The 23,519-nt window shown below is 69.9% G+C and carries 19 protein-coding genes and 1 tRNA gene; 11 read left to right on the top strand and 9 right to left on the bottom strand.

Going from position 1 to position 23,519, the window contains the following annotated elements; translation table 11 throughout:
• Positions 1-81: 81 nt before the first annotated feature.
• Positions 82-2,874, top strand: coding sequence for a CDP-glycerol glycerophosphotransferase family protein (locus EV140_RS04995; RefSeq protein ID WP_198674352.1), 2,793 nt, complete (start codon positions 82-84; stop codon positions 2,872-2,874).
• A 21-nt stretch (positions 2,875-2,895) separates the two neighbouring features.
• Here the strand turns inward: EV140_RS04995 and EV140_RS04990 are convergent, their stop codons facing one another.
• The 4 genes from EV140_RS04990 to EV140_RS04975 form a co-directional block, all read right to left on the bottom strand.
• A complete protein-coding gene (locus tag EV140_RS04990; RefSeq protein ID WP_130281646.1) occupies positions 2,896-3,948 on the bottom strand; it encodes a glycosyltransferase family 2 protein in 1,053 nt (350 codons plus the stop codon).
• A gap of 25 nt (positions 3,949-3,973) precedes the next feature.
• Complete coding sequence (locus tag EV140_RS04985; RefSeq protein ID WP_130281644.1) at positions 3,974-5,272, bottom strand: S1C family serine protease; 1,299 nt, start codon at positions 5,270-5,272, stop codon at positions 3,974-3,976.
• Between the two features lie 125 nt (positions 5,273-5,397).
• Positions 5,398-6,165, bottom strand: coding sequence for a hypothetical protein (locus EV140_RS04980; RefSeq protein ID WP_130281642.1), 768 nt, complete (start codon positions 6,163-6,165; stop codon positions 5,398-5,400).
• 134 nt (positions 6,166-6,299) lie between these two features.
• A complete protein-coding gene (locus EV140_RS04975) occupies positions 6,300-6,869 on the bottom strand; it encodes a hypothetical protein (protein ID WP_130281640.1) in 570 nt (189 codons plus the stop codon).
• A 240-nt stretch (positions 6,870-7,109) separates the two neighbouring features.
• On the opposite strand from EV140_RS04975, the gene EV140_RS04970 reads away from it, so the two are divergent.
• On the top strand, positions 7,110-7,763 hold the full coding sequence (locus EV140_RS04970; RefSeq protein ID WP_130281638.1) for a TetR/AcrR family transcriptional regulator: 654 nt from the start codon (positions 7,110-7,112) through the stop codon (positions 7,761-7,763).
• A 35-nt stretch (positions 7,764-7,798) separates the two neighbouring features.
• Complete coding sequence (locus EV140_RS04965; RefSeq protein ID WP_241971300.1) at positions 7,799-8,995, top strand: aminotransferase class I/II-fold pyridoxal phosphate-dependent enzyme; 1,197 nt, start codon at positions 7,799-7,801, stop codon at positions 8,993-8,995.
• Here the strand turns inward: EV140_RS04965 and EV140_RS04960 are convergent.
• Positions 8,992-9,798: a carbon-nitrogen hydrolase family protein gene (locus EV140_RS04960; RefSeq protein ID WP_130281636.1), complete on the bottom strand. Its 807-nt coding sequence runs from the start codon at positions 9,796-9,798 to the stop codon at positions 8,992-8,994. The two genes, EV140_RS04965 and EV140_RS04960, sit on opposite strands and share 4 nt — an antisense overlap.
• Before the next feature lie 62 nt (positions 9,799-9,860).
• Here EV140_RS04960 and EV140_RS04955 point away from each other — a divergent pair, with 62 nt between their 5' ends.
• The 7 genes from EV140_RS04955 (at position 9,861) to EV140_RS04925 (ending at position 17,177) form a co-directional block, all read left to right on the top strand.
• Entirely contained in the window at positions 9,861-10,745 is an 885-nt protein-coding gene (locus EV140_RS04955) for a ribokinase (protein ID WP_130281634.1), read from the top strand.
• 196 nt (positions 10,746-10,941) lie between these two features.
• Positions 10,942-11,694, top strand: coding sequence for a CDP-alcohol phosphatidyltransferase family protein (locus tag EV140_RS04950; protein ID WP_157985604.1), 753 nt, complete (start codon positions 10,942-10,944; stop codon positions 11,692-11,694).
• Positions 11,691-12,650 (top strand): lysylphosphatidylglycerol synthase transmembrane domain-containing protein, encoded by a 960-nt coding sequence (locus EV140_RS04945; protein ID WP_198674351.1) that lies wholly within the window; start codon positions 11,691-11,693, stop codon positions 12,648-12,650. Before EV140_RS04950 ends, EV140_RS04945 begins: the two co-directional genes overlap by 4 nt.
• 67 nt (positions 12,651-12,717) lie before the next feature.
• On the top strand, positions 12,718-13,737 hold the full coding sequence (locus tag EV140_RS04940; RefSeq protein ID WP_130281630.1) for an ABC transporter substrate-binding protein: 1,020 nt from the start codon (positions 12,718-12,720) through the stop codon (positions 13,735-13,737).
• The gene (locus tag EV140_RS04935; protein WP_130281628.1) at positions 13,727-14,518 is read left to right on the top strand and encodes an ABC transporter ATP-binding protein; all 792 of its coding nucleotides are present in this window, start codon (positions 13,727-13,729) and stop codon (positions 14,516-14,518) included. Before EV140_RS04940 ends, EV140_RS04935 begins: the two co-directional genes overlap by 11 nt.
• An 8-nt stretch (positions 14,519-14,526) precedes the next feature.
• Positions 14,527-16,113 carry an ABC transporter permease gene (locus EV140_RS04930; protein ID WP_241971299.1) on the top strand — a complete coding sequence of 529 codons (1,587 nt, stop codon included), beginning with the start codon at positions 14,527-14,529 and terminating at the stop codon, positions 16,111-16,113.
• Positions 16,110-17,177, top strand: coding sequence for a glycosyltransferase family 4 protein (locus EV140_RS04925; protein WP_198674350.1), 1,068 nt, complete (start codon positions 16,110-16,112; stop codon positions 17,175-17,177). The genes EV140_RS04930 and EV140_RS04925 overlap by 4 nt, the downstream gene beginning before the upstream one ends.
• Before the next feature lie 17 nt (positions 17,178-17,194).
• On the opposite strand, the gene EV140_RS04920 is transcribed toward EV140_RS04925, so the two are convergent.
• The 4 genes from EV140_RS04920 to EV140_RS04905 all read right to left on the bottom strand — a co-directional run bounded on the left by EV140_RS04920 (position 17,195) and on the right by EV140_RS04905 (position 21,957).
• Positions 17,195-17,268 (bottom strand) — tRNA-Met (locus EV140_RS04920).
• Positions 17,269-17,328: 60 nt separating this feature from the next.
• A complete protein-coding gene (locus EV140_RS04915) occupies positions 17,329-17,721 on the bottom strand; it encodes a hypothetical protein (protein WP_130281624.1) in 393 nt (130 codons plus the stop codon).
• Between the two features lie 138 nt (positions 17,722-17,859).
• On the bottom strand, positions 17,860-20,769 hold the full coding sequence (locus EV140_RS04910) for a UPF0182 family membrane protein (protein ID WP_198674349.1): 2,910 nt from the start codon (positions 20,767-20,769) through the stop codon (positions 17,860-17,862).
• 75 nt (positions 20,770-20,844) lie between these two features.
• On the bottom strand, positions 20,845-21,957 hold the full coding sequence (locus EV140_RS04905; RefSeq protein WP_130281622.1) for a YlbL family protein: 1,113 nt from the start codon (positions 21,955-21,957) through the stop codon (positions 20,845-20,847).
• 113 nt (positions 21,958-22,070) lie between these two features.
• Between EV140_RS04905 and EV140_RS04900 the strand changes: the two genes are divergently transcribed.
• Entirely contained in the window at positions 22,071-23,468 is a 1,398-nt protein-coding gene (locus EV140_RS04900) for a zinc-dependent metalloprotease (protein WP_130281620.1), read from the top strand.
• Positions 23,469-23,519 lie beyond the last annotated feature (51 nt).

Below are 23,519 nucleotides of genomic sequence, written 5' to 3'. Positions count from 1 at the left end.
ACCGTTACCGAGTCGTAGCGACGGCTCCCGCTCGGGTGAATGAGCGGTCGCGCCGTCCACCCGCGTGGAAGAATCGGCCCGATGGCCAGCTTCACGTTCAGCGCCGGCAACGCCCGGGTGCTCGCCCGCGCTCCGCTCTACGCGGCGGGCTGGCTCGCGGCCGCCGTCGTGCCCCGCTCATCGAGACGGTGGGTGTACGGCAGCGGCATCGGTCTCGGCGAGGGCGCTCTCGCTCTCTACGACGCGGCCGTCACCCGTGCCGACGGCGCTGACCACCTGTGGCTCGCCTCGTCCGCGACGGAGCGCGACGAGGCGCGCGCCCGCGGCATGCGCAGCGAATTGAAGCGCGGACCGCGCGGTCTCTGGGCAACCCTGCGCGCCCGCGTCGTCGTCATCACTCACGGCGCCGGCGACGTCAACCGTTTCGGCACGCGCGGCGCCACCGTGGTGCAGCTCTGGCACGGCATCCCGCTGAAACGACTGCACCTCGATACCTCAGCAGCACTAAGCCTCCCCCTCGTCGGGTCGCTGCCCGGGGCGCGGCGGCTCATGGCGGCGCTGTACCGGCGCGCCGGGCGGGGCATTTCGCTGTTTCCGGTGGCGTCTGAGCTGGTGGCGACGCGCATCCGCAGTGGGTTTGGTATTCCGGCTGAGCGGGTGGTCGCTCTCGGCGAGCCGCGCGACGACGTGCTCACGACGGGCGACGCCGAATCTCGACGACGGGATGCGCGCGGCCGAATCGAGGCCGCCATCGGCGCATTGCCGGCCGGCTCGGTCGTGCTCTACGCGCCGACGTGGCGCGACGGCGCGCTCGACCCGGCGATCCCGAGCGAGGAGGAGTGGGCGGCGATCGCGGCGTGGTGCGAGAGGACGGACACGACACTGCTCGTGCGATCGCATCCGCTGGGAGCAGGCTCGTACGCCGGCGGCCCTGCGCTGAGTGCGAGGGTTCGACTGATCGGACGCGATGTCATCGCGGACGTCACCCCGGTCATCCCGGCGCTCGACGCGATCGTCACCGACTACTCGTCGATTGCGTTTGACGGCGCAATCGCGGGCGTGCCGAGCGTGTTCTTCGCCCCCGACGTGGCGACCTACCTTGCGACCCGTGGCCTGTACATGCCCTACGCGGAATTCACCGGCGGCCGCCATGTCACTAGCTGGCGGGCGACGCTCGACCAGCTCGATCAGCTTCGGGATGCACGCACTCCTTTCGCGCACACCGTCGCCGAGCACACGCGCTGGCTGCGCGACGAGCACGTTGATCACCCGGCAGGTGGGGCGACAGTGCGCGTGCTGGAGGCGATTGACGCGCTGGTCGCGGGCCGACCGGTACCGGCCCCGCCGCTGCCCGACTCACGGCCCGCCGTGACCATCGACCGCATCACGCTCGACGGCGACGCTCTACGCCTCGAGGGGTCGAGCGAGGTCGAACTCGAGTCGCTCGCAGCGGTTGGGCCGCGCATGCGTCTCGAGGCGAACATGATGACCCGTGATGGGCGTCTGAGTGTGTCGATTCCGCTCGTTCGTGAGCGGTGGGGCCGAACCGGGCTAGCCCCGGTCAGCGGCACCTATCGGCTGCAGTGGCGGGCCGCGAACGCGGTGCACGAGTCGGGGCGGGTCGCGGTGACCACCGTCCCGCCGTCGCCGCTCACGACGGGCCTGATGCGGTGCGACGTTGCCAGCGAGTCGGGTGGCCTCGTCGTCCGTGTCGCCGCGCCACTCACCGACGACGAGCGCGCCCCCGGAGCGCAACGTCAGCGCGAGCGCGCCTACCGCCGCGCCCGGCCGACCCCCGAGAACGCGGTCATGTTCGAGAGCTTCTACTCGCAGTCAGCCGCCTGCAATCCGCTCGCGATCGACCGCGAGCTCGCGGCCCGCCGCCCCGACGTCCCCCGCTACTGGAGCGTGGTCGACCGCTCGGTGGCCGTACCTGACGGCGCGATTGCCGTCGTGGAGGGCTCAGACGAGTGGTGGCGGGTGCGCGCGGCCGCGCGGCTCATCGTCGTCAACGACTGGATGCGCAAACGCTGGAAGCCCCGCCCCCACCAACGCGTGCTGCAGACCTGGCACGGCACGATGCTGAAGCGCTTGGCACTCGACAGGGACGGCGTTGGGCTGCGCACCCGGCTGGCCGTGCGACGCGAGTCACGACGGTGGGACGTCCTGCTCGCCCAAAACGACTACGCCGCCGAGATCTTTCGCCGCGCCTACGCCTTCACCGGGCCTTTATGGGTGGAGGGCTATCCGCGCGACGACGTGCTCGTCTCAGACGACCGCGAGGCGATTCGGCGCCGGATCGGCCTCAGACCGGGTCAGCGCGCCGTGCTGTACGCCCCGACGTGGCGCGATGACGCCGACGACATCGTCGACTACCTCGACCTGCCGAGCATCGCCCCGGCACTGGATGGCACGATCGGCATCGACCATGTGGTGCTGGTGCGCGGGCACAGCCGCACCCTGCGCGGGGGTGCCGACCGGCGCGCGCCCGGCCTCATCGACGTCACCACCTACCCCGACATGAGCGAGCTCCTCGTCGCCGCCGACGTCATTGTCACCGACTACTCGTCGATCATGTTCGACGCGATCACGACGGAGGCGCCGCTCGTGCTTTTTACCCCCGACCTTGAGAAGTACCGCGAACAGTTGCGCGGGTTCTACTTCGACGTGACGGCCGACTTCCCGGGCCCGACCGCGTCGGACCGCGATGCGTTGCTGTTGGTGCTGGCGACGCTGGCGCGGGGCGAGCATCCGGATGCGACCGTGTGGGGGCGGCGCCGCGCCGACTGGCGCGCGCGTTTCGCGCCCCTCGACGACGGTCACGCGTCCGCGCGCGTCGTCGACCGCATCTTCGCCGAGGGGATGCTCGACTGAGCCGGTCGAGGACCGCCCCGGTCAGGATTCGGTGCGCGACCGGTCGACAGAGCCGCGCGCCCCAAACAGTGCCCCGCCGATGAAGCCGGCACCCCACGCAAAGTGCATCGTGGCTATGACGCCGACAAACGCGAGCCGATCGCGCGCGGTGGAACCGCCGAGCGGCGCGACGATGAGGCTGAGCAGTAGCAGCAGGTAGAGCGCCGTCGGCGCGGTGATCACCGCGAGGGCGACGGGCCCGGTGTCGGGGGCGAGCAGACCGAGGGCGAGAGCGATGAGCCCGAGCACGCTGAACGCGCTGGCGGCGACGAGGGCGGGCGGCGCGTAGTAGCGCAGCGGGCTGCGGCCGCCGGCGCGGCGCACGAGTTCTCCGCGCCAGATGCCGGTCGCGCGGAACTGGCGGGCCAGCTTCCGCCACGTGTCGCGTGGCCAGTAGGTGACGCGAAGCGCGGGGTCGAGCCAGACGATGTGGCCGGCGTCGCGCAGGCGTTTGTTGAGTTCCCAGTCTTCGCCGCGGTTGATCTCTTCGTCGTACAGCCCGATGTCGAGCAGCTCGTCGCGACGCATGATGCCGAGGTAGGCGCTCTCGGCCGGACCCTCCTCGCCGCCCGTGTGGTAGCTCGCGCCGCCGAGACCGAGCGGACTGTTGTAGGCGCGGGCGACGGCGCGCTGGAACGTGGTGCGGCCGTTCGCGACCATGACGCCGCCGACGCTGACGGCACCGGTGCGCTCGAGCGTGGCGACGCCGGTGGCGGTGTATCCCTCGCTCAGCTCCGTGTGCGCGTCGACGCGCACGACGATCGGGTAACGGGATGCGCGAATCGCCCGGTTGAGCCCGATCGGGATCGCCATGTCGGGGTTGTCGACGATGCGGATGCGCGGGTCGGCGTCGGCGCGCTGGCGGACACGCTCACTGGTCCCGTCGGTGGACGGCCCGAGAGCGAGCACCAGCTCGGTGGGCCCGTCGTACTGCTGGGCGAGCACGCTGTCGATGGCGTCGTCGATGTAGGCGATCTCGTTGTACACCGGCATGACGTAGCTCACGCCGCTGCGCTGTGTGTCGGGCCCGCCCATTCCCCGAATCTAGCGGGTGCGGCGGCTACTGCAGTTCGTCGAGGGTGACGCGCACCTCACGCGCCTGGCCGCCGCGGACATAGACGAGTGTCGCGTCGTCGCCTCCCGCGAGTACCCTGACCTGGGCCGTCAAGTCAATGCGGTTGGTGATGGGCACCCCGTTGAATTCGGTGACGATGTCGCCGGCGCGGAGGCCCGCGAGTTCGGCTGGGCCGCCGGGGCTCACCTGGTCGATGAGCGCTCCGACCACCGGGCTTGTTGCCGTGTTGGATGCGTCGGTGACGGTGGCGCCGAGCAGCCCGTGGCTTGCGCGGCCGGTTTCGATGAGTTCGGTGGCGATGCGCTGGGCGAAGTTGGCGGGGATTGAGAAGCCGACGCCGATGCTGCCGGCTGTGGACGTTCCTCCCGCGGTGGCGATGGCGACGTTGATGCCGATGAGGCGCCCGTCGCTGTCGAGGAGGGCACCGCCGGAGTTGCCGGGGTTGATGGCGGCATCGGTCTGGATGACGCTCAGGGAGATGGGGGCACTGGGGCGGCGCTGCGGTTCGGCGTCGCCGGGGGGCGCGAAGTTCCAGAAGTCGAAGGGCGGGGCTTCGTCGAGGTCGCCCTCGGTGTCGCCGTCGTCGGGCGCCATCTCGCTGGGCGCATCGGGCACGGCGGAGGAGCGCACGGTGATTGAGCGGTTGAGGGCCGACACGATGCCGTTGGTGACGGTGCCGCTCAGCCCAAGCGGCGCGCCGATGGCGATGGCACGGTCGCCGACGTTGAGGGCGTCGGAGTCGCCAAATTCGATGGGCTGCAAGCCGGTCGCGCCTTCGAGTCGAACGACGGCGAGGTCGGCGATCGGGTCGGCGCCGACGAGGGTGGCGTTCCAGATGCGTCCGTCGTGGGTCGTGACCCGGATGGTGGGTTCGGTGGTCGCGCCATCGAGGGTGGCAACGTGCGAGTTGGTGAGCACGTAGCCGTCGTCGCTCAGGATCACGCCGGAGCCGCTGCCGGCGGCGCCGTTGGTGGCGCTGACGCTGAGGGTCACGATGGAGGGCATGGCGCGCGCGACGACGCCGGTCACTTCGGTGGCGTTGTCGGGGTTGTTGACGGTGACGGTGGTGGGGTTGCCGCCGCTGGTGATGATGCCGGACTGGCCGCCGTAGAGGGCGGCGACAACGCCGCCTCCGGCGGCACCGCCGATGAGGGCACCGACGGCGAGCGCGGCGACGACGGGGAGCAGCGAGCGACGTTGCGGGGGGTTCGCCGAGTGGGCGGGATGCACGGGCGCGGCGGCGGGGTCAGCAGGCGCGGCGGGCTGTTCGGGCGTGTTGCTCATGGGTGGTGTGTCCTTTCGCCGCGTCCAGCGTGGTCCGTCAACCTTGGCATGTTATTTGCCGCGTCTGAGCGGTCTCCGACGGTTCGCTAAGTCGTCGGCGGCGAGGGCCGGTCGTGCGGGTGGTGTCAGCAGCCGGGGCCGACGGGTGCCCGCCCGCAGTCGCGGTCGACGAGGACGGTGACGGCGTCAGACGTGGCCTGGGCGACGAGCCTGTTGGCGGGCAGTTCGACGTGGCCGGCGATAGGCGTCCACGCGCCGCCGGCCCAGCGGTATTCGGCGGTGTAAAGCACGGTGAGGTCGATCACGTATGTGCCTTCGGCGGTGTACACGTGGCTTGTGGCGGTGGGGTCGAACTCGGCGAGCCCGAGTGCCTGCCACGTGTTGCCGGGCGTTCCGCGAAGCGCGGTCGTGCCGTCGCCGTAGCTCCAGTTGTAGGCGCGCGGGGTGAAGCGCACGTCGGCGGGCTGCCCGAGCAGGGTGCCGGACACGACGTGGCGGTCGATCTGCGCGTAGAAGTTGGTGGGTAAACCGACGACCATCCAGCGGTCGGGTTGCATGAACTGGACTGCGGCGCGAGGAGCGAAGCTGGCGATGTCGCTGATCGTGACGACGGTCAGTGAATCGCCGGCGTCGAGGACAGCGTCTTCGTCTTCCGTCTGTGCATTACCGATGAATGGGACTTCGCAGCGGCCGCCAACCGTGATGACGCATCGAATGTCGGTCGTGCCGAAGCGCGCGGGGTTCAGCGGTCGGTAGACCGGATTCGCTGGGGCGGAGCCGAACCCTTCAGACGACGTGCCGGAAGAAGTCGAGTCTGCAGAGTCAGCTCCCGATCCGCCGCCGCTGCTCGACCCTTGTCCCGTTTGGCTGCCGGAGTTGGACTGCCCAGTCAATTCCACGCCTTGACCACGAATCTCGCCCGTGGAGCTGGAGCAACCCCCCGTCAACTGTGAAGACCGAGGGCACTCGTTCGCGCCTGGAATTGCTGCGGAAGGGAAAATCAGTGCTCCTGCCACGATGAGCGCAGCTAGATGCATATACCGCTACCTTCCCAAACGCGCCGTTCGAGGACCAATGGCTCATCTCCTGATTCCAGCCGGATCGTCGCCTCAAACGGCGTGAACGGATCGCGGTCTTCGTTGACAACGGACTCGCCCGCAGAATCAATGACATCGACCTGAGAAACATCTTCGCAAAAGTAGAGGACGACCAGCTCGCCACCGTCGCCTACGGGCTGTCGAGACTGCAGTCGAGGATTCAGGGTTTGTCGGCCTTCTGTGATTACCCAGCCAAGCTCTGCAAACTCAGCCACGTCCTCCAACGTTTGTTCCACAAGTGCTCCCGACGCTACTGCTTCGAGAGGCACGCTCGGTTCGCGTCCCATCAGGAGCGCGTCGACAACGGCTGCGTACTCCTCGTACGCCTCGACCGCGGCGGCGAGCGCCTCTTCGTCCGACGCGAACAGGGGCTCGGCGGCGCCCGTGTCGGTCGGGGCGGGCGGGATGCGCGTCGTGTCGGCGCAGGCGGTGAGGCTCGCTCCGAGGGTGAGTGCGGCGAGTGTCGCGGCAACACGGAGGGTGAGAGAACGTCGGGGCATGCGCGACACCGTAGACGGCACCCCTCCACGCCTTGGCGAGGTGTCCACACCTGCGAGGAATGGCGGCGCCGCAGCAGGTGGTGAGGAGCGGGCATCCCTCACCCCGACCTCTCCGCACTGTGAACGTACCCAGACAACTTCGACTGTCCCCCCAAATGGGTCGACCCACTGGTCTATCTGCCCGCTTAGTATCGAAGGACCACCAGCCCCCGAGAGAGCCCGCCATCCATGACGAACTCCGTGACCGACGTGACCCGAGTCCTTGATGCTGCAGTAGACATCATCGTGAATGACGGCTATGACGCGGTCACCATGAAGTCGATCAGCGAAAAGTCGGGCTACCCGGTGAGCGAGATTGAGACGGTGTACGACTCGAGCGGTGACGTCTTGGTCAGCATGCTGAACCGCGAGTTCCAGCGCATCTATTCGAGCATCGTCGACAACATCGAGCGCGACCCCCGCGGAGGGCTGCTGTCGCGGGTGTACCTCTACATCCTCACCGCGCTCTACGAGCGGCCTCTCGCGCGCACGCTCTTCATCATCGACCGCAGCGCGCTCAACGCGATCATGCGCAACAACTCGTCGTTCCGCTACGTGCCCCAGATCGGCGTGCGCGGCGAGCTCATCGAGGCTCTCCAGGAGGCCGGCATGGTGCGGCGAGACATCGACGCGTTTCGACTGTCGGCCGTCATCTCGTCATTCACCGCGGGCCTCGCCCTCACCGCCCCCCACGACGACCTCGACGCGATCGTGCGCGGACTCAGCGACCTGCTCGCGCGTGGCGTCGACGAGCACGTGGACAACACTGAGCCCGGCAAGCAGGTGTTCTACCAGTGGGCGACGAGCCTCACCCAGCCGCGAGCCGAGGCCGACGCCGACAGTGAGGTCGACTGAGCTCGCCGCCAGCTCGCCCCGGCTAGGGTGACAGCGTGACGACCACACCGCCGTGGCTGCGCGCCATCGACGCCGCAGGCCTTCGTGATGCCGACGGCACCGTGCGCGCGACGATCTTCGCCGAGATGAGCGCCCTCGCAGCCCAGCACGACGCGATCAACCTGGGGCAGGGCTACCCCGACGAGGATGCTCCGGCCCCCGTTACCGAGGCCGCCATCGCTGCGATCCGCGCGGGTCTCAACCAGTACCCGCCCGGCCGAGGCACCCCCGAGCTGCGCGGCGCCGTCGCCGAACACCGCGAACGGTTCTTCGGCGAGCGCCGCGACCCCGACACCGAAGTACTCATCACCGCCGGAGCCACAGAGGCGATCGCGGCCGCGATGCTCGCCCTCGTGAGTGCGGGTGATGAGGTCGTCACCCTCTCCCCCTTCTACGACGCCTACGCCGCCATGGTCGGTCTCACCGGCGCACGGCACGTCACGATCCCGCTCGAGGGGGACGACTTCCAGCCCACGGCCGCGGCGATTGACGCCGCCATCGGCCCGAACACGCGCATGGTGCTGCTCAACAACCCGCACAACCCGACCGGTTCGGTCATCGCCCCCGAACACCTAGCGCGGATCGTCGCCGCGGCCGCCCGGCACGACGCGGTCATCGTGAGCGACGAGGTGTACGAGCACCTCGTGTTCGACGATGCTCCGTTCACACCGATTGCGAGCATCCCGGGTGCCGCCGAGCGCTGCCTCACCATTTCGAGCGCCGCGAAGACGTTCCGCGTAACCGGCTGGAAGGTCGGTTGGATGACCGGGCCGGCCGAGCTCATCGACGCGGCCATGGCGGTCAAGCAGTACCTGACGTACGTCAACGGTGCTCCGTTTCAGCCGGCGGTCGCAGTGGGCCTCGGCCTCGGCGACGACTACTTCGCCGAGCAGCGACGCACCCTCGCCGCCCGGCGTGACCGCCTGAGCGCCGGCCTCGCCGCCGCCGGATTCGCCGTGTCGCCGAGTAGGGGCTCCTACTTCGTGGTCGCCGACGCCGCCCCACTCGGCGTGAGCGACGCGAAACGCTACGCCCGCGAGCTAACGGTCGAGCGGGGGGTGGCGGCGATTCCGCTGGCGGCGTTCGATCCGCGATCACGGGATGCGCGCATCCGGTCGTCGTTGCGCTTCGCGTTCTGCAGAACCGACGGCCAGATCGACGAGGCCGTGCGCCGCCTGACCTCGGGCCGCTAAGCGGGCTCGACCCGGAAGCGGCGCAGGGCGAGCGCCGGGTTGACGGCCCTCACCCGGACGACCTCGGCACGGTCGACCGTCGCCGCGGCGATACCCACCTCGTCGTCGACGAAGGCGAGCTCGCGGCCGAGCGGGTCGACGATCAGGCTCGCCCCCACCCCGACGGGCGGCGGGTGGTCAGCCGCGGCGAGGTACACGGTGTTCTCGATGGCGCGGGCGGCGGCGAGGGTCCGCCAGGCGTGGCGTTTGTCGGGGCCGGCAACCCACTCGGCGGGCACGAGTACGAGCTCGGCGCCCGCGTCGACGAGACGCCTGGTCACCTCGGGGAACCGCAGGTCGTAGCAGGTCTGCACGCCGACCGGCACTCCCCGCACGTCGAACGTTTCGGCGTCGACGAGGTCGCCGGGTTCCGCCCAGTCCGACTCGGTCTGGCCGAAGGCGTCGTACAGGTGCAGTTTGCGGGTTGCGCCGAGCAGGGCACCGTCGGCGCCGAGCGCGACGATCGTGTTGCGGAACCGGTCGTCACGCGAGGCCGTTTCGAGCATCCCGGCGACGACGACAACGGCGTTCGACCGCGCGATGTCGGCAAGCCCCGACACGAACGGCCCGTCGAGAGCCTCGGCGGCGGCGACCCAGTGCGCGCCCATCTTGCCGCCGAAGAACGCCGAGTACTCGGGCAGCACGACGAGCTCGGCGCCCTCCCGAGCGGCCTCGCGCACGAGCTGCGCGACGCCGGCCAGGTTCTCGTCGCGCGACGGCCCCGGCGCGAACTGGGCGACAGCGACCCGCAGCGTTTCGCTCATGCTGCCAGCCTAGAGGCGGCCGGGGCCGCTCACCACGGTCGCCGCTCTGCCAGCATGGAGCCATGAGCGCCTCCCTCATCGTTCTCGGTTCGGCGAACACCGACTACACGGTCGTCGTTGACCGCCATCCCCAGCCGGGTGAGACCCTGCTCGGCGGCGACGTCGTAGTCGCGACCGGAGGCAAGGGAGCCAACCAGGCTCTCGCCGCGGCCCGCGCCGGTGCGATGCCCGTCTTCCTCGGCGCCGTCGGAGACGATGCGGGGGGCCGCGCCATGCTCGACGCGCTCGGCAGCGGCGGCGTCGATGTGTCGAGCGTCGCCCGGCTCACCGACGCCCCTACCGGGGTCGCCCTCATCACCGTGTCGCGCGACGGCGAGAACACGATCGTGGTCGCCCCCGGCGCGAACGGCCGACTCGACGCGGATGCTGTCGTCGCCACGATTACCGATCTCGCCGGCCCCGGAACGGTGCTGCTCAGCCAACTCGAGGTGCCGCTCACCGTCGTCCAGGCCGCCGCCCTCGCGGTTGTCGGAGCCGGCGGCCGGGTGGTGCTGAACCTGTCGCCCGCGCGCGACATCCCGGACGAACTACTCGGCCTCTGCGACCCACTCGTCGTCAACGAAAGCGAAGCGCGGGCCGTCGGTGCAGCATCCTTCGCTGACGTGGAGGGGGCACTGGCCGCCGCGCGCTCGCTCGTCACACGCTGCCGCAGCGTCATCATCACCCTCGGTGGAGACGGCGCCGTCTGGTGTGAGGCAGAGGCGAGCGGCCACGTCGCCGCGCCACGCGTCGAGGTGGTCGACACGACGGGGGCGGGCGACGCGTTCGTGGGCGCCGTGTGCGCAGAACTGGCCGACGGCGCCGCGCTCGCCGACGCCGTGACGGCCGGCGTGCGCTCGGGCGCCGCGGCCGTGCAGTGGCGCGGGGCGCAACCGCCAGCCCGCTGAGAAGTCAGGGTGGTCGGGGCACTAACGAAACCCGATTCCGTCAGCGCCCCGACCGGCTGCGCCGCACCAACGTAGGGGGGCTGAGCGGCGAAAGCCTTATGCACACTGTGGCGCAACATTCGGAGTACTCCCAGCACAGAAGCGCCGGAATGTTCGGTGAACGAATACGCGCAGGATGCGGTGCTGGCGTGCCGCCGTGACCACCGCAAATCTCGCCCCTGCCGACGCAGCGCGCGGCGCGGCTCAGGTCGGCGTGGGCGTGCGCGCACTCGGCATGTTCCTCGGTGGGGCGACGCTCATCTCGCTCGGCGCCGCGACCACGACGGCGGCACTGTCGGGGTTCGCGACGGCTCCGACCGTGGCGACGGCGGTGAGCGCCGTCGCGGGTTTCGGCTTCGCCGCCGCCTTCCTGACGCGGCACCACCCGCACGCGCGATTGGGCGCCGCGAGCGCGGTCACGAGCATCCGGTGGGGGCTCGTGTCGATCCTTGTGGGCCTGCTCGTTGCCGGGGCACCGTCAGCAGCCGCCGTCATCGGGCTCGCGATCTTCGCGCTGAGCCTCGACGGGGTGGATGGCAAGCTGGCCCGCCGACAGCGGCTCGAGTCGCGATTCGGGGCCGCGTACGACATGGAGGTCGATTCGGTCTTCGCCCTGGCGCTGGCCGCGCTCGCCGCTCTCGGGCCGGCGGGGCCGGTGGCGCTCGTGCTCGGGCTTCCGCGCTACCTCTTCGGCGGGGCCGCGCTGATCGCGCCGTGGCTGAACGGCCCGCTCGCCGACCGCTACAGCCGCAAAGTGATCTGCGTGGTGCAACTCATCGCCCTGATCGCGCTGCAGCTGCCCTGGCTGCCGGTCTGGGCGGCCCTGAGCATCGTTATCGGGGTCGCGGCCGCCCTCGTCTGGTCGTTTGCGGTCGACATCGTCGCTCTGCGCCGCGCTCGGACGGCGTGAGCGACGCCACTGCGCCCGCGAGCAGGCGACGCCGGATGCTCGTGGTCGCGCTGCAAGCACTCGTCGCCGTCGCGCTGGTGGTCGCCCTGTGGCGTCTCGTCGACGGGCCGGAGACCGGGCGCCTTTTGCGCTCGGCGCGCTGGGACTTCATCGCGCTGTGCGCGGCGGCCCTCACCGCCCACACCCTGCTTGCGGCGCTGCGCTGGCGGCGGGTCGCCCGCGGGCTGGGAATCGCCATCCCCGTGCAGGAGGCCGTCGGTGAGTACTACCTATCGCAGCTCGTGAACGCCGTTGTTCCGGGCGGGGTAGTCGGCGACGCGGGGCGCGCGGTGCGCTCGCGGCGACCCGCAGGTCTGGGCGCGGCCGGCCTCGCCGTCGTACTCGAGCGCCTCGCCGGGCAGTACGCGCTGCTCATCGTGATGGGCATCGCCGTTGCCTCCACGATCGTCCTGCCCGGGGGTGTGGACTGGCCGAGCGCGGCCGTGCCGTTACTCGTGGTGCTGATTGCCGGAGCGCTCGGTCTGCCCGCCCTCATCGCGGGCGCGACCCTGCTCCCCGGACGGCTCGGTGCGCGGGCGCAGGACCTCACGGCGGCGATCCGCTCGGCCGTGGTGGATCGCGGGGCTCTCGCGAGCGTCGCGGGGCTGAGCCTCGGAACGACTCTCTGCATCCTGGTGGCGTTCGCGAGCGCTGCAGCCGCCGTCGGCGCGCCGCTGAGCCTCGGCGGCATCGTTGCCGTCGTGCCCGTCGTGCTGCTCGCCATGCTGATCCCGATCACGGTCGGCGGGTGGGGTGTGCGCGAGGGGGCCGCGGTCGCGTTGCTCCCTCTTGCCGGGGTGAGCGCCTCCGGGGCGTTGGCTGCGAGCATCCTGTTTGGACTCGTGGCACTTGCCGCGACGATGCCCGGAATCGTGCCGTTATGGGGGCGTCGAGCGGCGCGGATGCACAGAACGTGACAGTGTCGAAAGGGAGGCACGGCGCGATGGATGCGTCGGCACCCGGCTCCGCGTGAAGGACACAGCCATGGCAGAACGCCGAACCCTCAGTCGCCGAACTCTGATCGGAGCGGGGGTGCTGGGTGCCGCAGGGATCGGCGCCGCCACCTTCGCTGGAGTGTCGGCGTTCCGCAATCCGCCGAGGAACGGCACCGACGTCGCACTGCAACTCTCATGGCTGCACTCGGCACAGTTCGCCGGCAGCTACATCGCTCTCGACCGCGGCTACTGGAGCGACGCGGGGCTGAACGTCAGTCTCCTTCAGGGCGGGCCCAACGCCCCCGTCGAACCGCCGGTCGTCTCGGGTCAGGCCCTTGTGGGGGTCTCGGCTGCCGACTTCACCGCCGCCGCTGTCGCCGAGGGCGCACCCTTCAAGATCATTGGTGTCGCGATGCAGAACAACCCCTTTGTGATCGCGTCACTGCCCGATAACCCCGTCAACGAGCCCGGCGATCTGGAAGGCAAGCGCATCGGCATGGCGCTCGCGAACACGCCGACGCTCGAAACGCTCTGCACGCTCAACGGCGTCGACATCACCGCCATCGAGATCGTTCCCACTCAGTACGCGGCGCAGCCGCTCACCTCCGGCGAGGTCGACTGCCTGCTGTGCTGGGAGACCGACCTGCCGGTCGCGATGGAGATCCAGGGCGTCGAATCGATCACCATGCTGATGGCTGACTACGGCTACACCCTGCACTCGCAGACCTACATCGCCACCGACGACAGCCTCGCGAACCGCCGCGACGACGTGGTCGCCCTCATGGCCGGCGAAGTGCGCGGCTGGGAAGAATACCGGCTCGACACCGACGCGGCCGCTGCCCTGAGCGTCGAGATGTACCCCGACGCCGGGCTCGATCTCGAAACTCAGCAGCTGCAGGCGGCCCGCCAGGTGCCGCTCATGTTCTCCGAGCTCACCGACGAACTGGGCTTCGGGTTCTGGAACGAGGAGACAGTCGCGCAGAACATCGAGACGCTCGCCCTGCTCGGCCAGAGCGTGACGCCTGACCTGTGGGACAGCTCGATTCTGGAACAGGTGCATGGCGCCTGACCGCCGCGCCGGCGTCACCGTTACGGTCGACGCCGCCACGAAGGTCTACCCGGATGGCACGGAGGCCGTCGCCCCGATCACGCTCACCCTCGACCCCGGGCGCACCACGGTCCTCGTCGGGCCATCGGGCTGCGGCAAGTCGACGCTGCTGCGCATGATCGCGGGGCTCGAGTCGGCGACCGCCGGCGAGGTGCTCGTTGACGGTGAGCCGCCGACGATTGTGCAACGCCGCGGCGAGCTCGCCGTCGCGTTTCAAGACCCGTCGCTGCTGCCGTGGCGAAGCGTCGCCGCAAACATTGCGCTCGCCCGCGAACTTGCCCGCCTCGATCGCGATGACGAGCGCGTCGCCGAACTGATCGACCTCGTCGGGCTCACCGGCTTCGCCGCAACGAAGCCCGCGGCCCTGTCGGGCGGCATGCGGCAACGGGCCGCCATCGCCCGCGCCCTCGCCACCGACCCCCGCCTGCTGCTGCTCGACGAGCCGTTCGGCGCCGTCGACGAGCTGACGCGCCAGCAGCTCGCCCGCGAGCTGCCCGCCCTGTGGGAGGGCGGGGGCACCACCACCCTGCTCGTCACCCACTCCGTGGCCGAGGCGGTGCGACTCGCCGACCGCGTGATCGTACTGTCGCCGCGGCCCGCGCGCGTGCTGGCCGATATCCCCATCAAGCTGCCGCGGCCGCGCCGCGACTCCGACCCGGCAGCCGACAGGCTCGAGCGCGCCGTCGTCGAGGCGCTCGAACGCGGGCACGCCGGAGGCGACGCCGCGCAGACGGGCGGATGATCGTGGCGGTGACCGCGAGCATCCGCCCGCTGGCTGCGCCCGCCCGCCGCGACGCCGCCGTCGGGGTTGCCGGTGTTGTGGTCGCGCTCGTCGCCTGGGAGGTTCTCGCGCGCAGCCTCGAGGGCGCGTTCGTGCTGGCCGCGCCGACCGCCGTCGTCGTCGCCATCGTCGATAACGGGCCGCTGCTCGGTCGGGCTCTCGCGGCGACGGGCTCGACCGCGCTGGCCGGCTTCGTCATCGGCAACCTCGCGGCCGTGGCGCTCGCGGGACTCGCCGCCGCCTGGCCACGCAGCCAGCGCACGGTGACGGGGCTTGCCCTGATCGTGGTGTGTCTGCCGCTCGTGGCGACCGCTCCCCTGTTGCGCGTGCTGCTCGGGCCGGGCGACGGGCCGCAGATCGCGCTCGCCGCGCTCGCCGTGTACTACACGACGCTCATCCCACTGCTGGTGGGTCTGCGGGCCGTGCCCGACACGTGGCTCGATCTCGTGAGGGTCGCCGGGCGCGGGGCGGTCACGGCCCTCGTCGTCGTGCGAGCACGAGCGTCGGTGCCCTACCTCGCTGCGGGCCTGCAGATCGCCGCGCCCGCAGCGTTTCTCGGGGCCATGGTGGGCGAGTTCACGGGGGCGGAGCGGGGGCTCGGCGTCTTGACCATCCGCGCGTCCCGCGATCTCGACGTCGACCTCACGTGGGCGCTCGCGACGATCGCCGCCGCCGTGTCGATGCTCGCCTACGCCATCGTCGGCATGATCGGGCGGGCGGCGACGGGTGGGCAGCCGCCGACGATCCTCGCGGCGCCCCGCATCGCCGCGGGACCGGGCCGCGTGCGCCGCACTCTCGCGAGCACCGCCTCGGCGGTCGTCGCCACGATCGTGCTGTGGTGGGGCGGCATCATCCTGCTCGGCATCACGCCGTTCGTTGCGCGCACTCCGCTCGACGTCGTCGGAATCTTTGCGGGCACGCGCGACGGTGGGCTCACGCGTGACGCGCTGTTCGCGGCGCTCTGCGACACCGCCGTGTACGTCGTGCCGGGGTATATCGCGGGTCTCGCCGCCGGCGTGCTGCTCGCCGTGCTGATCGTGCTCGCGCCCGGAGCGAGCGGCGCGATCATGCCGGTCGCCGTGGCGCTGCGTTCGGTGCCGATCGTGACCTCGGCGCCGCTGATCGTGCTGCTGCTCGGTCGCGGGTCTCTTGGCGCGATCACGTTGATCGCGGTCATGGTGTTTTTCCCGACCCTCGTCGCTTGCCTGCACGGCCTGCGCCAGGCGCCGGGTCAGGTGCTCGATGTCATGGCCGTCTACGCGACCGCACCGTGGCGCGTTGTCGTGCGCGCGCGCATCCCGGCGATGCTGCCGGCGTTCTTCGCCGCCGCCCGCATGAGCGTGCCCGCCGCCGTGCTCGCGGTCACCGTCGTCGAGTGGCTCGCCACCGGAACCGGGATCGGAGCCCTCATGGCCAGAAGCGCCTCCCTGTCGAATTACGACGCCCTCGCCGGCGCCGTGGTGTTGGTGACGGCCGTCGCCGCCCTCGGCTACGCTGCCGTCGGCGCGATCGAGACCCGGATGCTCGCCCGCTACGCCCCGGAGCAAGCCTCGTGAGGCGCGCCGCTTTCGCGATCCCGGGCGAACTCACCACCGTCACGGGCGGGTACCTGTACGAGAAGCGGCTACTCGAGGGCTTGCGGGAGCTCGGCACCGACGTCGCCTACCTGCGCGTGGGCGACTCGTTTCCCGACCCCACCTCGGTCGACGCAGCCGACGCGACTGCGGCGATGGCGGCGATCGGCGCCGACGTGCCGCTCATCGTCGACGGTCTCGTCTTCGGCTCCCTGCCCACACAGCTCGTGGCCGAGCTGCGCGCCCCGATCGTCGCGATGATCCACCACCCGCTCGCGCACGAGGAGGGGCTCGACGATGCGCGCCGCGGGCACCTGTTCCGCACCGAGCGTGACAACCTCGCGCTCGCCCGCGCCGTGATCGTGCCGAGCTCCCACACGGGGCGCATCCTCACGGCCGAGTACGGCGTCGACCCGACGGTGATCACGATCGCGCGCCCCGGCACCGACCGGCCGAGCCTGCCCGCACCGCCGAGTGCGCCGCCCCTGATCCTGTCCGTGGGCATCCAGCACCCGCGGAAGGGGCACGATGTGCTTTTTCGCGCGCTCGCGCGCCTCACCGACCTCGACTGGCAGGCGGTCATCGTCGGCACCCCGTACGACCCGCCATACGTCGCTGAGCTTGCCCGCCTGCACGCCGAACTCGGCCTCGGGAGCCGCGTGACGCTCGCTGGCCGACTGCCGGATGCCGAGCGGGACGCGCTGTATGCCCGAGCGAGCATCTTCGCGCTCGCGACCCGCTACGAGGGATACGGGCTCGTCTTCGACGAAGCCCTCGCGTGGGGCCTGCCGATCGTGTCGTGCGCGACCGGCGCAGTTCCTGAGACGGTGCCGGCAGACGCAGGGATGCTCGTCCCCGTCGGCGATGACGCTGCCGTCGCCGACGCCTCCGCGCGCTCCTCACGGACAATGCCGCGCGAATGTCGCTGGCCGCGGCATCCGCCGCCGCGGGCCGGGACCTGCCCAGCTGGCTCGACACCTGCGCGGTCGCCCAGCGCGTGCTGGAGAACCTGTAGCCACGAAAAAGCCCCCCAACCGGACGGTTGAGGGGCTTTCGCAGCGAGTTGCGGGGGCAGGATTTGAACCTACGACCTCCGGGTTATGAGCCCGGCGAGCTACCGAACTGCTCCACCCCGCGGCGTGCTCCCAGGCTACCACGGGGTGAACGGCGCGGTCGAATCGACGCCGGCCCCGGGGCCTACAGAACGGATCGGGGACCGGCGTCGCTCCAGGCGAGCATCAGCTTGCGCTGAGCACTGTCGGCGAGCTTGTAGATCACTTCGAGGTCGAATCCGTTCGTCTCGCGCGCGTTCGGGTCGAGCACGATGAAGTACGCGATGGTTTCGCCGGTGAGCGCGCGAATCGGAACCTCGAAGCGGTAGGCGGGACGATCGACCGGGTCGCCGAAAGCGGCGAGCGTCAGACGACCGGCGTCGGTCTGCAACTCGATGCGCGCCTCGGACACCATGAGCGACGCGACGGCAACGCACGCGAACTGCTCAAGCGCGCCGTGCACGGTCGCGAAACGTGCGACGAAGTCGTCGTGTTCCCCCATAGTGATCGATTCTGCCTGACGGTCGATGGTGACCATGAGACATTCCCTTTCCCAGCCCCTATGAAAGACCCTAGAGGTCCGAATCTGGGGTGAGCAGTCCCAACTCGGGGAACCCCCGGCTGGAGGACAGAACACACGTTCTGCCCGCTCCCGCCGGGGGCCCGCGATGTGGTGCTAGTCGCTCAGTGCGATCGCCCGCTCCAGAGCCTCCTGGAGACGTGCATCCGCCTGTGCCGCCGCGACGAGGTCGTTGGCGCGGTACGCCGCCTCGCGCTCAAGCAGTGCGTCACGCGCGTCGGTGAGCGCCTGCTGCAACGCGTTCGGGTCGATCGGCGGCGCCGGCGTCGACGGGTCGGTCGGCTCCGTCGGCTCAGTCGGCAACGGGTCGGTCGGCTCGACATCGCCGTCACCGGCGATGGCACCCGAGTCTCCGCCGAACAGCACATCGAGCGCCTGATCGAGCGTGTCTTCGAACGCGATCTCTTCACCGAAGGACACGAGCACACGACGCAGGAGCGGGAAGCTCGTGTCACCCGTCGACTGCACGTAGACGGGCTGCACGTAGAGCAGTCCGCCACCCACGGGGAGCGTCAGCAGGTTTCCGCTGATGACCTCGGTCTGACCCTGACGCAGCAGGTTCAGCTGCTGGCCGACGTTGGCGTCGGAGTCGAACTGGGCCTGCACCTGTCCGGGGCCGGGGATCGTCGTCTGGCGCGGCAGACGCAGCAGCGTCAGCTTGCCGTAGTCGTCGCCCGCGTCGGCGTTCGCGGCGAGGTAGCCGAAGAGCACGTTGCGCTGGTTCTCGCCGGTTGCCGCCGGGATGAACGTCGAGTACAGCGTGAACGACGGGTCGTCGCTGCCCGGAACCTGCATCGTCAGGTAGTACGGGGGCTGCAGCGTCGGCGCGTTCGGGTTCGACACCGGGTCGTTCGGGGTGCGCCACTCGTCGTCGGTGGCGAAGAACGAGCCCGGCTCGGTCACGTGGTAGCGGCCGAGGATGTTGCGCTGCACCTTGAACAGGTCGCTCGGGTACCGCACCTGGCTGAGCAGCGCGTCCGACATCTCGTCGGCCGACTCGAGCGTGTTCGGGAAGATGCTCTGCCACGTCTGCAGAACAGGGTCTTCCGTGTCCCACGCGTACAGCGTCACGGAGCCGTCGTATGCGTCGACCGTCGCCTTCACCGAGTTACGGATGTAGTTGATGTTGTCGATCGGGAACTGCGGCGCCGGTGTGTACGTGTCGGCGATCGCCGCCGACAGCGCAACAGAGGTCGAGTACGGGTAGTTCGCCGTCGTCGTGTAGCCGTCGACGATCCACTTGATGCGTCCGTCGATGATCGCCGGGTATGGGTCGTTGTCGAGCGTCAGGTACGGCGCGGCACGCTGCACGCGGGTCAACGGGTCGCGGTCGTAGAGGATCTGCGACTGGTCGTTCACCTGGTTCGACAGAAGGATCTCGGTCGACTGGAACGTGATGGCGTAGATGAGGCGCTTGAAGACGTTGTCGAGCGCAGGGCCGCCGTCACCGGTGAAGGTGTAGCGAGCGTTGCCCGACGCGTCGATGTTCTCGTCGCTGCCCACCTCGCCCTCGGCGGGGAAGTCGAGCTCTTGAGGCTCGGCTCCCTCCGGCGCGCCGACGATCGAGTACGTCGGAGAGAACTCGCCGAAGTAGATGCGCGGCTCGTACTCACCGAGCTGCTCGGTGAGCACACCACCCACCGGAATGCCCTGCTCGAGGAAGACCGGCTGACCGTCGTCGGAGCGCTGGTTGCCGAAGGCGGCCACGAGGCCGTAGCCGTGGGTGAAGACGATTCGCTGGTTGACCCAGTTCTGCGCCGACTGGCCGTCAGGGTTCAGCTCGCGCACGGCGAGAACCGTGTCTTGCGTCTGGCCGTCGATCTCGTAGCGACCCACGTCGAGGAAGCGCGGGAACTGGTAGTACTGGCGGAACTGCTCGAGCTGCGCGAACGCCGGCGAGACCAGCGCGGGGTCGATGATGCGGATGTTCGCCGTGGTCTCGGCGTCTTCGCGCAGGGCGCCCGCCTCCGCCTCGGTCACCGCGTTGTACGGGACCTCGACGATGTCGGCGAGACCGTAGGCATCGCGGGTGAAGTCGATGTTCCGCTGGATGAACTGAGCCTCGAGCTCGCGCTCGCTCGGCACGACCTGGAACTGCTGCACGAGGGCCGGGTAGCCGCTGCCGATGATGAGGCCGCTGATCACGAGGAGGGCCGTACCGATGACGGGCAGGCGCCAGCGACCGATGACCGCCGTGATGAAGAACAGGATCGCAACGACGACGGCGATGCCGGCGAGAATCGCGCGGCCCGGGATGGTCGCGTTCACCTCAGTGAAGCCCGCACCGGCGGCGAGGAAGCCGACGCTCGGTTCTACGGCTGCGGCGTACTGGTCAAACCAGATCGACACGCCCTGCAGGGCCACGTACAAACCACCGGTGATCGCCAGCTGGATGCGTGCGGTGCGACTGATGCGGATCTCGCGGCCGTTGACGCGGATCGATCCGTACAAGTAGCCCGTCGCGGCGGCCGCGAGCAGCGACAGCAAGACGACAGCCGAGGCGAAGGCGATGATGCCGCGCCAGAACGGCAGCTCCCAGACGAAGAAGCCGACGTCAAAGCCGAACTCGGGGTCAGCGATGCCGAACGGGGTGCGGTTTAGCCACTGCAAGACGACGGGCCAGCTGCTGGCCGCCGCGACGCCGCCAAAAAGCCCGAGCACGCCGGGGATACCCAGCATCGCCACGCGACGCAGCGGCTCGACGACCTCCTGGTAGCGGTCGAGCTGGGAGGAGAGCTTCGCGTACATCGGCCGCGTGCGGTAGGCGAGCTGGAGGCTCAGCCATACGGGCAGGAACATCGCGACGAAGCCAACGAGGAACATGACACCCGTCGCGATCCACCGCGTGGTGAGAACGTTGAGGAATCCGAGCTGGTCGTACCAGAGGATGTCGGTGTAGAAGTTGGCGAATACGAAGAACAGGATGACGAGCGCCGCGAGGATTCCGGCGGAGATCGCGAGGGTCGACCTCGAGCGGTTCTGGGGCGGCGTTGCTGTGGACGTCACGTCGGGGACTCCCGGGGTAGGTGGGCACTCCCTTTCAGACTAGTGGGAGAAAGCTTGGCACTCCCCGGCAAGCCCCTACTGTCCGCAGCGAGCGAAATCGTCGGTCGGCGCCCCCGACTCGATGGCCTGCAACACCGCGATAGCCTCGTTGAGGGAGGCGACCGGGTAGACGTCCAAGTCGCCCGGAATGTTGCCCGAGATTTCGCCGCAGTTCGCGAGCGGGGCAAGAAAGACATCGGCTCCCACGCCGACCGCTCCGTGCATCTTCTGCACCACTCCTCCGACGCGACCGACCGAGCCGTCGGCGGCAATCGTGCCGGTGCCCGCGACCTCAGCTCCGCCCGAGAGCGACCCCGGTGTGAGCTTGTCGATGATGCCGAGGGCGAAGATCATTCCCGCGCTCGGTCCGCCGACGTTCTCAAGCTGAATGCGCACGTCAATGGGGAATTCGTACTGGCCGGCGATCAGGACCCCGATCACCGGAACCCGGTCGGTGCCCTCCGACAGCACCGGGGTGATCGGCACCGACTGCTCGGTACCGTCGCGGCGAATCGTCACGTCGGCCGCTCCCGCCACACCGTTGCGGGCGATCTCGGCACGCAGCGCGGTCACATCCCGCACGGCGACACCGTTGACCGCGACGATCTCGTCGTCGGGTTCGATGACGTCAGCCGCGGGGCTCCCCTCGAGCAGGTCGACCACGACGAGGCGACTCTCGTACGGCTCACCGATCGCACGCAGGGCGGCAGCGACGGCTTCCTGCTGCGAGTTCTCCATGTCGATGCGGCTCTGCTCGCGGCGCTCCTCGGTGGACACCCCGGGCGGGAACACCTGGTCGACGGGCACGACGGACTGCGATGGTGTCACCCAGGCGCGCATGACCTCGAACCAGCTCGGTGAGTTCTCGGGGTTTCCGAGCACGTTCACCGTCAACAGACTGAGCGACCCATCGGTGGGATACGTCGGCTCGTCGGGAATCTCAATGAGGGGAACGTCAACACCGTCGACCGTCACAGAACCCAGGGTGTCGATGACGGGGCCGGGCCGTTCGATGACGTACGGCGAGGGCAAAATCGCGAGCCCGAGCATCCCGAAGACGGTGACGGCCATCATGAGGAGGCCGACGCGGCGACCGCCCCGGCGTACCGTCTGTTCGACGCGCGCGTCGTCGTCGGTGAACAAGCTCACGCGTCTCCTTGATCAACGTTTCTGCGGCGGGGGCTGAGGCGCCACTGGGAACCCGGTCAGCCTACGGCGAACGCCCGGGTGCTGCGCCCGGCAACCGCATTAGCGTAGGAACCATGGCTGAGAACCCCCTCGGGGCGAACGACGACGAGTTCCGCGACATGATGCGCAAGTTCCTCTCCGGGGAGGGCGACATCGACCCGTCGAAGCTCGCCGGCGCCGCGGGGTTGCCCGCAGACCCGGTGATGATGGCGCGCCTCATGGGCCAGCTGCGGAAGGCCATGGAATCCACGGGCGACGGCATCGACTGGCAAAACGCGCGGGACGAGGCGGGGCGCATCGCTGCCGAAGGCTCGACCCGCACCGCCCAGCTCGACCTCGACCGCCTGCGCCAGGCACTCAGCGTCGCCGCACTGTGGCTCGACGAAGCGACCAGCATCACCCAGTTGACGAGCGAGCCGGCGCTGCTCACCCGCGCCGAGTGGGCGCACCAGACGATGCCCGTGTGGACCGAGCTCGCCGAGCCGGTCGCGACCTCCATCGCCGACTCGCTCACCGAAGTGCTCGCCGAGCAGGTCCCGGAAGAGTTGAAGGGGATGCTCGCTGGCGCCTCCCAGATGATGCGACAGGTGGGCGGCGCCCTCTTCGCGCTGCAGCTCGGGCAAATCGTCGGCCGCCTCTCGGCGGAGGTCGTCTCCGGTGGCGACATCGGAATCCCGCTCTTGCCGGGCCGCGACGAGACCGACGTGCAGGCGGCACTGCTGCCGCAGAACGTCACCGCGTTCGGCACCGACCTCGACATTCCCGTCGACCAGGTACAGCTCTACCTCTCGGTGCGTGAACTCGCCCACGCCCGGCTGTTCCGGCACGCGCGTTGGCTGCGGGCCCACCTGATCAGCGCCATCACCGACTACGCGCGGGGCATCACGATCGACACCGAGCGCATCGAGTCGCTCGCCGCCGACTTCGACCCGCAGAACCCCGAAAGCCTCCGCGAGGCGCTCACGAGTGGTGCGCTCATTCCGCCGAAGAGCGACGAGCAGGAACAGGCGCTCGCCCGCCTGGAGACGACCCTGGCGCTCATCGAGGGCTGGGTCGATGTGGTCACGGCCGACGCGACCACGCGCATCCCCCGGGCCGACGCGGTTGCCGAGACGGTGCGCCGCCGTCGCGCATCCGGCGGCCCCGCCGAGCGCGCCTTCGCCACTCTGGTCGGGCTCGAACTGCGACCGCGACGACTGCGCGAGGCCGCCGCCTTCTGGCGTCAGGTCACCGACGCGGTGGGAACCGACGCTCGCGACGCCCTCTGGGCCCACCCCGACCTCATGCCGACCGCAGCCGACATCGATGACCCGGATGCGCGCATCCGGTCGATGACGGAGGGCGACGCCGAGCCCGACGCCCTCGACAAGGCGCTCAGCGACCTGCTCGCTGGGGAGGGTGACCGGCCTGTCGAGCGCGGGCCGGGCGAGGCTCCGGAGGAGCCGCCGTCGAGCGACGAGCCGACCGCGTAGCGGGGCTGTGCACAACCCGCGCTGCGGCTAGCACGCCAGGCGCATCATGTG

It is taken from the genome of Microcella alkaliphila (assembly GCF_004216855.1).
Lineage (GTDB): Bacteria > Actinomycetota > Actinomycetes > Actinomycetales > Microbacteriaceae > Microcella > Microcella alkaliphila.
This window is presented reverse-complemented; position numbering and strand designations above follow the sequence as displayed.